At 49.2% G+C, this 12,559-nt stretch carries 15 protein-coding genes; all 15 read left to right on the forward strand.

The features are described from left to right. The first annotated feature begins 48 nt into the window (after window positions 1–48). The 15 genes from AC812_RS10685 (at window position 49) to AC812_RS10755 (ending at window position 12,384) form a co-directional block, all read left to right on the forward strand. Window positions 49–378 (forward strand): hypothetical protein, encoded by a 330-nt coding sequence (locus tag AC812_RS10685; protein ID WP_145962550.1) that lies wholly within the window; start codon window positions 49–51, stop codon window positions 376–378. Next, a complete protein-coding gene (terL, locus tag AC812_RS10690) occupies window positions 320–1,549 on the forward strand; it encodes a phage terminase large subunit (RefSeq protein ID WP_082149050.1) in 1,230 nt (409 codons plus the stop codon). Before AC812_RS10685 ends, terL begins: the two co-directional genes overlap by 59 nt. Further along, on the forward strand, window positions 1,530–3,107 hold the full coding sequence (locus AC812_RS10695; RefSeq protein WP_061916005.1) for a phage portal protein: 1,578 nt from the start codon (window positions 1,530–1,532) through the stop codon (window positions 3,105–3,107). Before terL ends, AC812_RS10695 begins: the two co-directional genes overlap by 20 nt. A gap of 1 nt (window position 3,108) precedes the next feature. Beyond that, window positions 3,109–4,218, forward strand: coding sequence for a phage head morphogenesis protein (locus AC812_RS10700; protein WP_061916008.1), 1,110 nt, complete (start codon window positions 3,109–3,111; stop codon window positions 4,216–4,218). A gap of 121 nt (window positions 4,219–4,339) precedes the next feature. Next, window positions 4,340–4,936 (forward strand): HK97 gp10 family phage protein, encoded by a 597-nt coding sequence (locus AC812_RS10705; protein ID WP_061916011.1) that lies wholly within the window; start codon window positions 4,340–4,342, stop codon window positions 4,934–4,936. 202 nt (window positions 4,937–5,138) lie between these two features. After that, window positions 5,139–6,479, forward strand: coding sequence for a hypothetical protein (locus AC812_RS10710; RefSeq protein ID WP_061916014.1), 1,341 nt, complete (start codon window positions 5,139–5,141; stop codon window positions 6,477–6,479). Between the two features lie 80 nt (window positions 6,480–6,559). Next, window positions 6,560–7,978, forward strand: a complete 1,419-nt coding sequence (locus tag AC812_RS10715) for a hypothetical protein (RefSeq protein WP_082149065.1) — start codon at window positions 6,560–6,562, stop codon at window positions 7,976–7,978. A gap of 206 nt (window positions 7,979–8,184) precedes the next feature. Then, entirely contained in the window at window positions 8,185–8,748 is a 564-nt protein-coding gene (locus AC812_RS10720; RefSeq protein WP_062158900.1) for a hypothetical protein, read from the forward strand. Then, the gene (locus tag AC812_RS10725) at window positions 8,745–9,203 is read left to right on the forward strand and encodes a hypothetical protein (protein ID WP_061916025.1); all 459 of its coding nucleotides are present in this window, start codon (window positions 8,745–8,747) and stop codon (window positions 9,201–9,203) included. Before AC812_RS10720 ends, AC812_RS10725 begins: the two co-directional genes overlap by 4 nt. Before the next feature lie 7 nt (window positions 9,204–9,210). Beyond that, entirely contained in the window at window positions 9,211–9,486 is a 276-nt protein-coding gene (locus tag AC812_RS10730; RefSeq protein ID WP_061916029.1) for a hypothetical protein, read from the forward strand. A 2-nt stretch (window positions 9,487–9,488) separates the two neighbouring features. Then, a complete protein-coding gene (locus tag AC812_RS10735) occupies window positions 9,489–9,845 on the forward strand; it encodes a hypothetical protein (protein ID WP_061916032.1) in 357 nt (118 codons plus the stop codon). Between the two features lie 114 nt (window positions 9,846–9,959). Beyond that, the gene (locus AC812_RS10740) at window positions 9,960–10,823 is read left to right on the forward strand and encodes a GH25 family lysozyme (RefSeq protein WP_061916035.1); all 864 of its coding nucleotides are present in this window, start codon (window positions 9,960–9,962) and stop codon (window positions 10,821–10,823) included. A gap of 147 nt (window positions 10,824–10,970) precedes the next feature. Then, window positions 10,971–11,780: a hypothetical protein gene (locus AC812_RS10745; RefSeq protein WP_061916038.1), complete on the forward strand. Its 810-nt coding sequence runs from the start codon at window positions 10,971–10,973 to the stop codon at window positions 11,778–11,780. Continuing rightward, the gene (locus tag AC812_RS10750) at window positions 11,777–12,130 is read left to right on the forward strand and encodes a hypothetical protein (RefSeq protein ID WP_061916040.1); all 354 of its coding nucleotides are present in this window, start codon (window positions 11,777–11,779) and stop codon (window positions 12,128–12,130) included. Before AC812_RS10745 ends, AC812_RS10750 begins: the two co-directional genes overlap by 4 nt. Before the next feature lie 71 nt (window positions 12,131–12,201). Beyond that, window positions 12,202–12,384, forward strand: coding sequence for a hypothetical protein (locus AC812_RS10755; protein WP_061916043.1), 183 nt, complete (start codon window positions 12,202–12,204; stop codon window positions 12,382–12,384). Window positions 12,385–12,559: the final 175 nt, after the last annotated feature.

Raw genomic sequence — 12,559 nt, forward strand, 5'->3', positions numbered from 1 at the left:
ATTTCGCGTAACCGAATCAAAAAAGCCATTCCAGGAAGCGGGGGAATCGTGATGATTGTAGCCCGCAAAGCGGGATATTCCTGGGGTGCTGTGCGTGACGCCATCCGTGCTGATGAGGAACTTTCTCGGATGATGCAGGATGAATCCGAAACAGTCAACGATGTTGCCGAGTTGACCATTGTGGAAAAGATAAAAGGGGGTGACGAGAACAGTGCCAAGTGGTGGTTGGCAAGAACTAGACGAACTAAATTTGGTGACAGCGTCGATATTACTTCCGGGGGGCAGCCAATCAAAATTGAGGTTGAATGGAGAACGATAGATGTCGGTCAGAGTGAGACTTCCGGCGCTTCACAGGAAACAAGCGGAGATAGCATTTAGCCCAAAGCGTTTTCGGGTGGTTTGCTGCGGCCGGCGTTTTGGCAAGACTCGTTTGGCAGTTTTGCTGGCACTAGATGAGGCACTGCGCGGTGGTTCTGTGATGTGGATTGCACCGTCATTTGACAAGGCTATGATTGGCTGGAGACTGTTTGAAGAATTAAGTGTTCCTCTTTCTGGCTTATTAACTCTTCGGCGAGGCGAGCGGCGGATTGCGACTGCTTCAGGAGGCTGGATCAGTATCAATTCGGCTGACAGCGAGGGTGGATTGCGCGGGGAAGGACTTTCGTTGGTTGTGGTGGATGAAGCTGCGTATATTAAAGACTTGAAAAAGATTTGGGAAACTGAATTGCGACCGGCATTAACGGATCGCATGGGCAAGGCAATTTTTATCTCCACCCCGGCCGGCTTCAATTATTTTTACGAATTATTTCGCATGGAAGACAATGATCCGAATTGGCAATCGTGGCAATTGCCATCTTCGGCCAATCCATTTTTAGATAAATTGGAATTGGAGTCGGCGCGTCAACACTTGCCTGCGTTGGTTTATCGGCAGGAATACGAAGCAGAATTTGTTCAATTAGAAGGTGCGTTATTCCGTAGAGAATTTTTTGAACTTGTGGAAGATTCGCCCGCTTTGGTTAAAGTGGCTCGCTATTGGGATTTAGCCGCCAGCACAAAAACGCTGGCAGATTATTCAGCAGGCGTCAAGGTGGGCATTGATAAAGATGGCTTTGTCTATGTAATGGACTGTGTACGCGGGCGCTGGGAGTGGCCGGCACTGATCCGCATTATTGGCAGTACTGCACGGGCGGACGAGAGCGTTTGTACTCAGTATGTGGAGGCAGTTGGGACGCAGCGAGGTATGCTTGACCTGCTACATGCAGAACCCACACTGGCGGGAATTGCTTTTCGGGGAGTGACTTTGCATAAGGATAAAGTTACGCGTGCTAATGCTTTTCTGGCGCGAGCTGAGCAGGGCAGGGTGCGATTACTTCGTGGCGCATGGAACAACAGCTGGCTGGACGAGATTTGTGCTTTCCCGGCTGCTGAACATGATGATCAGGTAGATGCAACTGTAGGGGCTTTCAACGCCTTGCAAGGTAATTATGCTGGGCTTGCCGATTTCTATCGCAGGGAATTGGAGAAGAAGAATGGACGCTATCAAAACTGACCTGACCGAGCGGTTGGGCGCATTGGTTCAAATGGCGCAAGCAGCAAATGCGGCTTTATTTGGTCCTGGTGCGCCGCCGCAGCCATTACTGGATGATGAGCCGCCGCGTTTGTTTGAGTATCAGCCAGGTATCAATCTGGTGACCGTGCCGCGGGCTGGTTTTGGCGTATTGCCGTTTTCTGTGCTGCGCGCTCTGGCGCAAACCAGCAAAGAAATCCGTTTGAACATCGAGTTGATCAAGCGGACGATGCGCGGTTTGGAGTGGGACATCATTCCGCGTGTAAAGCAGGGAATTGGTTATCAGGTTGTCACAAAGGAAGTGGTAAAATTCTTTGAGCAACCGGACGGTGTACACGATTTTGACTCGTGGGTAAATCAGCTGCTAGAAACGTTGTTGACGATTGATGCGGTGACAATTTATCCCGACATTCAAAATGGAAAACTGGTTTCTTTGGATTTAATTGATGGTGCTACTATTCGACCGTTGCTTGATCTGCGCGGCCGCATTCCGAGACCGCCGCTGCCGGCTTATTTGCAAATGTTGTATGGGATGCCGGCAACACATTATTCAGCAGATCGCCTGATCTACGCGCCGCTCAATACGAAGACCCACACGCCGTATGGAGAAAGTCCCATTGAGTGGGCACTCATGGCGATCAACACGGCGATTCGGCATGATGCAGTGCGTCTGGGTTGGTTCACGGAAGGCAACATCCCAGGTGTGCTGGTGAGTGTGTCGCCGGATTGGACGCCGGAGCAATTAGCCACATTTACTGAGTATTTTGATGCATTGGCAAAGGGAGATATTCAGCGTGCAAGCAAAATCTTGTTTGTGCCGGGCAATGGGGCGCAGTCCATTTTTCAGCCGCAGCAGGGGGATGCAGACAAAATTGAAGTGGATAAGTGGCTGATGCAGGTTGTCTGCTGGGCGTTTGGCAACAATCCAGCGGAGTTCGGTCTCATTCCATCATCCGGTCTTGGCGGATCGGGATACGTTCAAGGCATGGAAAATGCTCATTATCGTTCGATGATTGGACCCATCACGGGGTATCTCAAATCTTTGTTTGATAGGCTTATTCGGGATTATTTGCACAGGCCGGATTTGGAATTTAAGTGGATTGGTCTAGAACCACCGGAAGATGAGCTGCGCCGGGCGCAGATTGATCAGGTGTACCTCTCGATGGGAGTATACTCACCGGCCTATGTGCAGGAGCGGTTGGGGGTGCCGATGGAGTTTCGGGATACATCTCAACATGGAGATATTTCCCAATTAGTGCCATTTTTACAACGAGCGATCAAGGCTGATTTAGCCGATTGGCGTGAACGGGCGAGACGTGAGTTTAAGCGTGGGCAAAGGTTTTCGGTTTTTTACAGTCAGATTATTCCTAGTAATTTATATTCTCGAATTGTAAAAGAGCTTGAAAAAGCTGAATCTTTGGAAGACATTGATAACTCTTTCGAGAAAGCAAAAAACTATCTTCAACACACTCAGTATCTGTTGAAATGTCTGCTCCCCGCTCAGGAGGTCGGGGAAGAGCAACCCTTTTGCTACCCATGATTTGGAAAAGCAAGTTGAGCCGTATCATCCCGAATATGCCGCGAATCGGGTAAAAAGTTTGCTGGAACGGTTAGAGGAGGAGCTGCAGCAAGCATTGATGCGCTGGTTTACTGAATTCCTCGATGACCTGATAGGTGTGAAGAAAATAGCAAAAGACGAACCGCTGCCCGGCTTCATTCTAGCCCGACTAAATGATCAGGTTTGGTGGAAAACCTGGAGCGAGAAATTAGCCGAGATTTTGACCAGCAATATACTCAGTGCCATGAGAGCCGGCAGTCACAGTGCCGGGCGTCAGTTGGCCATGAACTTGTCTTGGGATTATATTCAGCCAGCCGCAGTGGAATGGGCGAGGCAAAACGCGGGTAAACTGGTAACCGGTATTTTACCGGACATACAAACGGGCATTTCTCAAATAGTGACCGCTGGTTTGAGCGAAGGCAAGACCATCTATCAAATTCGAGATGAAATTGCCGGTCTGCGGAATGATGCAGAGCAAACCGTTTTCCCAGATTGGCGGGCGGCTCGAATTGCGCGGACAGAGGTTATTCGTGCTCATGCTCAGGGGGCTAAACTCGGCTATGAGGAAAGCGGCGTGGTACGTGGAATGCGTTGGTTAGATGGGCAAACGGGCGCGTGTCCAAAGTGTAAGGAATTGCACAACAAAACGATTCGGCTGGGCGAAAAGTTCTACATTGATCCGAAATTTGGTGATGGCTTGCCGCCGCGTCATCCGCATTGTCGTTGTGCGGTTGCGCCGGTGACGCTGGATCAGGTGAAATATTTACCTACCGATCATCCGTTAAGAAATAACCGGCGAAACAGTATTGAGGAAATAACAGACATACAGGCTTATACTGAGATCGGAGGAGTACGGGTAACCGGTGAGCGTTTGCGTCATGCTAAGTTCGGACATCCAGAATCAACAAGTCAATCTTTGCAAGAGCTAATCAACCGTATTGAAGGAAGCATTCAAAAGCCGGGAAAGTTTAATGATGTTCGACATTATATACAAGACAAAAGTGGAAAATGGTGGGTGATTGTCGTTTCACCTGGTGAAGGTTCACCGTTTATGGTCACATTCCATCGAGTTCACAAACCGCCTAAAAAATAAAAGCCCTTTCGGGCTTTGCGCCTGCCGGAGCGCCCACCATCCCGGTCTTCTCAAGGCGTGCTCTGGGCGACTACACCCCAAGCGCATGATTATTTTAGCATAGATAAGAGGCAATTTCAATATGTCAACCAAAAAAGATTTGGTAATTAAGGGCTTGGAGAAACTTATAGAATTAATTGAACAAAGTAGTGATTTGCGAGAGGAAGTTTATTTTCCCATTCGCGATGCAATGGCACAATCCGGTAAATTACTGGAAGACCAAATCAAGCAAAACCTGACTGATAATGACAGTGTCGTTACCGGCGATTTGCGCGGTAGCGTATCTTCCAGTGAGGTTCAGGTAACCAAAGAGGCGATATTTGTAGAAATCGGCGCAGGGCGGGGTTTGCCGTATGCGCAGGCAGTGGAATACGGAACGAAGCCGCACACGCCGCCGCTTTCGATTACCGAACCGGGTCAGCCGTTGTATAAGTTTGTTGAGATCAAGCGGCTAGCCGGAGTGTACTCAGTCAAAACAGGGCGCAGATTGGGCGGAAAGAAACGGCAGGTGGATGAAAACCGCCAGGCGGCGCGGGCGATCTGGGCGCATATTCGCAAATTTGGAACAAAACCGCATCCATATTTTATGCCGGCGATTGAGCAAACGAAGGAACGGATCGTAAAACTTTTCGAGGAAGCGGTTGAAAAAATTGCTGAAAGTATTCTAAAAAGTGCTTGAATTTACGGTAAAAATGTTCTATAATTGAAGTAACAATTCGGCTCGGAAGGGCTTTGCTAGACTGCGGAATGGAGAGGACGACTTGCGTCCTGAAAAACGGGTCTAGCGAGAGTAAAGAGGGCGATGTACGTCCTGTGATGTTTGAAACCTCTTGAGAGGTTTGCTAGACATTGCAGGACGCTTTTTTGTTTTGGAGTTAAGTATGCCATATCCTAGTGAACATGCTGCCAGACTGATTGATCCAGACCGCTTTGATGCCGATTCATTTCGCCGAGAAAACGACAAGTTCGGTGAAGGGATTCACGCTATTTTTGGAAGATTGAAGGGCGAAGACAGTATGACCTTGCAGGCGATTCGCTTTGATGCGGACAAATTTTCTGCTGAAGAAGCGCGCCAATGGCTGAAGGCACATGATTACGAGCCGATTGCCTTTGAAGAAGCCGAGGAAAAGGCAGAAAAAGGCCTGGCGTATTTTGTGCCACTACAAAAGGTTATTGAAGCGCGCCGCGAAGTTTGGGGAGTTGCCGCGGCAGAACAACCAGACTCAAGCGGTGAAATCATGGATTACGAAAAGTCTAAGCCGCATTTCTGGGAATGGTCGAAACGTGTCCACAAAGCCAGCAAGGGAAAAAGTCTTGGCAATGTGCGGGACAGCCATACTAGCAAGGCGGTTGGCAAGGTGATCAAACTGCTTTTCGATGATGCCGCCAAAGTAATTCGTGTAGGTGTAAAGGTGGTGGACAGTGAAGCTTGGCAAAAAGTCATCGAGGGCGTGTTTACCGGTTTTTCAATTGGCGGCACATACGGCCGGCGTTGGCCGGATGAAATGAACAAAGGCTATATCCGCTATGAAGCCATTCCGAATGAAATCAGTCTGGTTGATCTGCCCTGTATTCCAGGAGCGATTATTGAAATGGTCAAAGTGGATGGAACTCAAATCATACTCAGTAAAAACGAGGTAACCATGAAGGACAAAATTTTAACTACTCTCAAAAAGCAGTTAGGCGATTTGAGCGAAGAAGAGATATCCGCTATCGCCGATGAGTTGGCTGCCATTATCGAAGAAAACGAGAATGCTGAGAGTGAGACTTCAGAAGAAGCTCAAAGCGATTCGGAGAACGAATCGGAAAAAGCGGCTGAGGAGCAGCCGAAAGGGGTTACTGCCGATGAAGTCAAAGAAATCGTTCTCGCTATCTTGCAAGAATTTGGATTGGTGGAAAAAATCAATGACCAATTGGCGCTCAGTGAAAAAGTTGCCGACATGACCAAATCTGAAATCGCCGATTTGCGCAAGTCGCTGAACACGGTTGCAAATGATATGGCTAAACTGGCTGTGGTCATTGAGGAACTGGAAAAACGCGGCGGAAGCGGCCCCGTCCTGCGTGAAATTGGATCGTTATCACCGCAAGCCAGTGCTGCGCTGCAAAAAGCCGAAGCATTGAAAACCGAACTGGCTAAGACCACCGATCCACTGGTTCGACAAAGTTTACAAAACGAAATTGCACGGCTTGAAATTCAGGCTGTGCAGCAATCTGGAAGATAAGGAGAATCAACATGATTGAAAATCTTTCTCAATTAACTCGTGAGGCGGTTGCCGAGTTTTATAAAGCATTGGGAAAACCGATGCCAGCCGATGCACTGAAGAAAGCCGGCGTTACTCAGGCGACCGGTTTGGTAGCTTATGACCTGCAAGCACCTGCTAAGAATCTATTCCCAGTTTTGACCCCAATTCGCAACCGCACACCACGTGTTTCAGGTGGTGGTGGTACGTCAACCAATTGGAAAGCGGTGGTAGGTATCAATACGGCCGGATTGCGCGGTTTTGTGCCAGAGGGTGAGCGCAATGGTGTGGTCACCACTGATGTTCAGGACAAGAGTGCGCCTTATCGTACCTTAGGGCTTGAGGACAGCATCACTTTTGAAGCCGAACGCGCTGCAGTTGGTTTCGAGGATGTGCGTGCCACGCAAGCTCAACGATTGCTCTGGGCCACCATGATTGAAGAAGAAATCGCCGATCTGGGCGGAAACTATACTGTTCAGTTAGGTACGCCTTCTGCGCCAACTGTAACTACCGAAGCAAGCGGTGGCTCAATTGGAGCCGGTACCTACAATGTGATTGTTGTGGCCTTAACGCTGTACGGGTATCTGTCATCCTCGCTAAGCGGCGGGGTGGTTGGTCAGGTCAGTGTTACTCCGGCCAGCGGCGGTTCACCGTTCACATATGGCGGCGGATCATCGAATAAGTCCAATGCGACCAGCACCGGTGCAATTACCGGCTCGACTAATGTGATCAAAGCCAAAGTGACACCTGTTACGGGTGCCGTGGCTTACGCATGGTATGTGGGCACCAGCGGTAATGAAGTGCTGCAAGCCATTACAACTGTCAACAGCGTTGTGCTGACCAGTCTGGTGACTTCCGGCCGGCAGAATGCCAGTGCGATTACCGGGGACAATTCGCGTAATCTGCTCAGCTATGATGGTATTTTGTACCAGGCATGGACGAGCGGTTCTGGTGCTTACATCAAGGTCATGCCGGATGGTACTTTAGGGACAGGTACTGGGCTTTCTGCTTCCAGTGATGGAGGTATTACTGAGATCAACGAGATGTTCCGCTGGATGTGGGATAAGTATCGTCTGTCACCGACCCGCATCTATGTGAATGCTCAGGAAGCGGACAACATTACCAAGAAAGTTTTAACGGCATCCGCCGCGCAGATTCCGTATGTGACGGGCATGGAATTCACTGCCGGTATGCGGGTGAAGAGCCTGCTCAACCGCTTCGCGATGGGTGTAGCGCCAGAAGTGCCGTTGGAAATTCATCCTAATCTGCCGCCTGGTACGCTGGTAGCGGTTACTGAGCAATTACCTTATCCGATCAACGGTGTACCCAATGTGATGGAAATGCGCTTGCGTCAGGATTACTATCAAATCGAATGGCCGCAGCGCACGCGGAAGTACGAGAGTGGCGTCTACTTTGACGGCGTTTTTGCCCACTACTTCCCACCTTCTATTGGGATCATTACCAATATCGGGAATGCGTAAATGTACTGGGGAGGGGCTTGAGAAAGTCTCTCCCCTGCATTGAGGTGCTATGAAGTACCGAGCATTGGGAAACTTACACAGTATTAGCCGGGGCGATTTTGTTGCCTATGTTGAAGATGGCCGGATTGAACTGCCGGAAGACATAGCCAGGGATTTACTGCAATCCGGTGAAATCGCACCCGATACTGAGCATAAAGAAATAAGCAATGACAGATTACACGACTTTGGCAGCAGTGAAACGAGCGCTCGGAAGCGTAGAAAACGCGGATGATGTGCTTTTGATGGAATTAATCACGCAGGCCAGCCGAACGATAGATAGATTTTGCGCTGGTGCGGATAACTATTTCGTCAAGGAAACGCTGTCAAATGTCATCTTGCGAGGATATATCTCTGAAGGAGTTTTGCGGTGTTGGCCACCGAAGCCGGTCATCGAAAGTGTGTCTTATCTTGCTTATCGTTCATCGGCTGGCGAGAATTGGCATGAATTAGATCCAACCAAAACGGAAATTTTCAAGTCTTTTGTGTCTTGGAATGGCGTATATGGACAAGGAAAGGTTCAGGTGAACTTATCCTTCACCGGTGGATTTACGCCGTTGCCAGACGACCTGGTCAATGCAGCCACACTACTGAGTGTGCGATTTTACAAAGAAATCAAATCGGGCTTGACGGACAGCATTGGTGTGGCGGAGCTGGGCATGCTTCAATACACGAAAGCATTGCCGGAACGGGTTCAGGTCATGCTGAAACCATATAGACGGATTGTGTTATGACGGACATTAGACAGCGGTTGGTGGAGATACAAAGCAATATTGCGGGCGTCAAGCGTGCTTATATGTGGGCGCCGCAGTCGCTGGCCGATTCGGACTTGCCGGTATTTTGCAACTTTGCTGGTGCGTCAACCGTCAGTCAAATATCGGAAACCATTGTAGAGGAGACCCGCACCTGGCTGATGCGGCTGTACGTCAAGCCGGTATTGCAAGGAATTGACGGTGAGGTCGAGAAAGCCGTTGAGCCGTTTTTTTCAAATGTGCGTGATACGTTTTTGTCGCATCCCATGCTTGGCAGCGGAGCAAAAGACTCTGTGTTGCCCTGGATTGAAAAAGTCACATGGCTAGGAGACAGCGGCATTCAGGTTTTGAGTTACGCTGGACAGAATTATTTGGGTATCGAATTCAGGTTATCAATTACCAAGATTGTGCCGATTTCAACTGCATCGTATGAGTGAGGTTACTATGGAGATGATCAGCGAATCAATGATCAATGGAATTCCATTAGTCCTGGTTGTTCTTGGTCTGGTGGAATGGTCGAAGCGGCTGGGAGTATCCGGTAAGGCTTTGCAGATACTCAGTATGCTGGTTGGTGTAGTTTTGGGCGTGTTGTACCAGTTCAGCCAGCAGCCGCTTGAAGGATTTTCTGTATGGTTTGGCGCAGTGGTCTATGGTCTGGCACTCGGCCTGGTGGCCAGTGGGATTTATGATGCTGTGCGGAGTGCCGTTAACCGAGGTTGAGGATGACCGCAGCTGAAGAACGCGTTAGTAACATCAGTTTGCAACGGCAAATTTCCGGCCTCTCATCGCGTCTGGATCAGGTTGCGGCGGATGTTGCGGAGATTAAGATCATGCTCAAAGACATCGAGGCACGCGTGAGGAAATTGGAAACTTATGAAGCCGGATCGCATCCGCTCATGGACAACAAAATTGACGCCGCCTGGCGAAAATTAGAAGAACATGATCGCCGGATTGATAATTTGACTAATATCGTTGCTAAACTTGATCAATCTAACCGCCTGATGGCCTGGTTAGGTGGCATACTCGGATCAACGGTTCTCATTTGGCTGGTGACGCAGATACTGGGGGTGGTTAGATGAGTATCGTTTTGATTGTTGGTTTTCTACTTGTATTTGGAGTAACTTTTATCATTGGAATATTTCCAATTGCGTCCTGTATTCTATCCTCAATGATTTCAAGAGATGAGGAGCAGCATGGCAGATAAAGCATTAGGCTGTGATGTCAGCCACTGGCAGGGCGAGATAAATTTTGAGAAGATGCACGATGCCGGTGCGTCATTCGTGTTTCTCAAAGCATCCCAGGCAACCTGGACAGATCGCCGCTTTGTGGAAAACTACCGTGCCGCAAAACAAGCTGGTTTGCTGGTGGGAATGTACCACTATTTAGATTGGTCAGTTCCTTCTGGTCAACAGGCGCGCTATTTTGCTGGTTTAATAGCGGATTATCCGCCAGACATCGAACCGGTCATTGATTACGAAGAGCGCAGGAATGCTCCAAATCGGCTGGCGGCTATTTCAGCCCTTAATGCTTTTATTCAGACAGTTGAAGATTTAATAGGCCGGTTGTGTGTAATCTATACCTCGCCGGGTTATTGGCGTGAATACGGCGATACTTCTGATAGATGGAAAAAATACCCGCTGTGGGTTGCGCATTATGGCGTAACGCGCCCAACGGTGCCGGTCCCGTGGACAGACTGGCTGTTCTGGCAGTACACGGATAAAGGCGATGGGGCTTTGTATGGAGTAGAAAGCAAACAAATTGATTTGAACTGGTTCAATGGCACCGTTGAGCAGTTACGGGAACGTTATCAGTCAAATTCTGTTGCTTTGCCGCCGCCAATCGTGAAATCTGTCAAATTAAGGGTAGTCGTCCCGGTTCTGAATATTCGTCAAGGGCCGGCTACGTCCTTTGCGCGCATTGGTGATTTGCGACAGGGCGCACAAATTACCGTTGAAGCCATCAAAGTAGAAAATGCCCGGCGGGTCTGGGTTAAGCACTCAGCCGGCTGGTCAGCATTGGTCTATGACGGGTCGGTATTTATGCAGGAGATCGTATGAAACATAAGGTTGACGAAAAAATACCCTGTCCGCTTTGCGGAAAATTATTATCGCCCCATCATACTGAGTGTGAGGTGAGATACTTTTGCGACTGTGCAGGTTACAGTCGTCCGGTGATCGAAATTCAAAAAGAAGGAGTAAAGCAAAATGGCAGCACCAACTGAAAAAACATTGAATTACGGTTTGCGCTATGCTTGTGTATACGAACTGGACAGCAACGGTTATCCAAAAGCCAGCGGTGCAACGGCTTATGAGGGCATCCAGTTCAAGGGGTCAACTGCATTTGACCTGACCATTCCAGATGCGCGCAAGCTGACCGGATTGGGTGAAGACGGTATCACTCAGGTTGTATATTTGCCACCTCAGGAAGGTGCAGATGCGCGGCTGAATGTGGAAGCATCCGATCCAGTACTGGCTGCGCTTCTGGATGGGACGAAGGTAGCCACCGTAGGTGAAACAACCGTAGTTGGTATTGCAACCGACAAACAGGGCTTTGAGCCGCGTGTGGCGCTGCTGCTCTATCAAGCAGCTAAAGGATTGGAGACTGGCAAGACCTACTGGCATAGTTTCATTATTCCATCGGCCCAAGTGGTGCGCAAATCACCCGGCATGGGTGCAGATAAAGCCATTACTCAGTATCAGGTGGCGCCCAATCGGGTGAAAAAGCACTTGTGGGGCGTGGCTTTCTCCAACAACACGGAAGGCTTTTTAGAAGCGCAAGTTCTGGAAGTTTGGAGCAATTACCCGCTGCGGATTGCATCGTATCTGGGCGATGGGACAACGACGGCTTTCAATTTTCCAGCCAACTTTCCAGCAGTGTCCACGGACGGCATTAAGGTTTGGAAAAATGGTACGGAAGTTACCACCGGTTTGACCAAGACGGTTACCGGAATTACGTTCTCGACTGCACCTGCTAATAACGATGTAATTGTCGTTCTGCGTGAGGTTGCCGGATGAGAAAATTGGAATTGACCGCCGAAGGTGTGACTGTTTGGTTGACTATCCGTCATGCCACCGTAAGTGATGCGATGCAGCGCGGGATGCTGGCTGCCAAAGCAGCCGAGACAGATTATCCCAGTGATGTTGAGCAGGCTGTTGCAGTAATGATCTATCCGCGCTGCATCGCCTGCGCGCAAGGTGAAATCGAGCAGAATGGTGAAAGAAAATCCATTGAACATTTAACACCTTTGGAGTTCTGCGCCTTGCCTTACGAGATTGGCGAAGCATGGTTAGAAGCTGTCCTTGAGGAAAATCCCGGTTGGTCTTTGCAACCGCTTGAAGAGCAAGACAACGAAAAAAAAGACTAGATGTTGTCAGACAATTAGAACGGTTTTACTGTTCAAAGGCTGCTGGGGATTTTCCGGACGAATCGTTTGGTTTGGGGGAAATCCCCACTTCTATTCTCAATCAGGCGCTGGACATTTTACTGGTGCTAGAGGCAATCGAGTGGAAATGGGACATCACCACCATACTCAGTCAGCCGGATGATCTGCTTCGAGCGGTGTTGCGACTGAAATCGGTTGGTGAAAAGTTGCGAAGGGAGCAATCAGATGCGGAGTAAGCGCAACAGCCAAAACAAAAAAACAATCCATGCTACGGGAAATCCACAGGCTGCAATGTATAGACCCGGATTGGGCACAAAAACCGCCAGTCCGACCAGGACAAAAGATGTAATAAACATGGAAACAAACCAGATCGTCCCGGCATTAGAAGACCGCGACGGCGGCTCCCATGTA

The organism is Bellilinea caldifistulae (genome assembly GCF_001306055.1).
Taxonomy (GTDB): domain Bacteria; phylum Chloroflexota; class Anaerolineae; order Anaerolineales; family Anaerolineaceae; genus Bellilinea; species Bellilinea caldifistulae.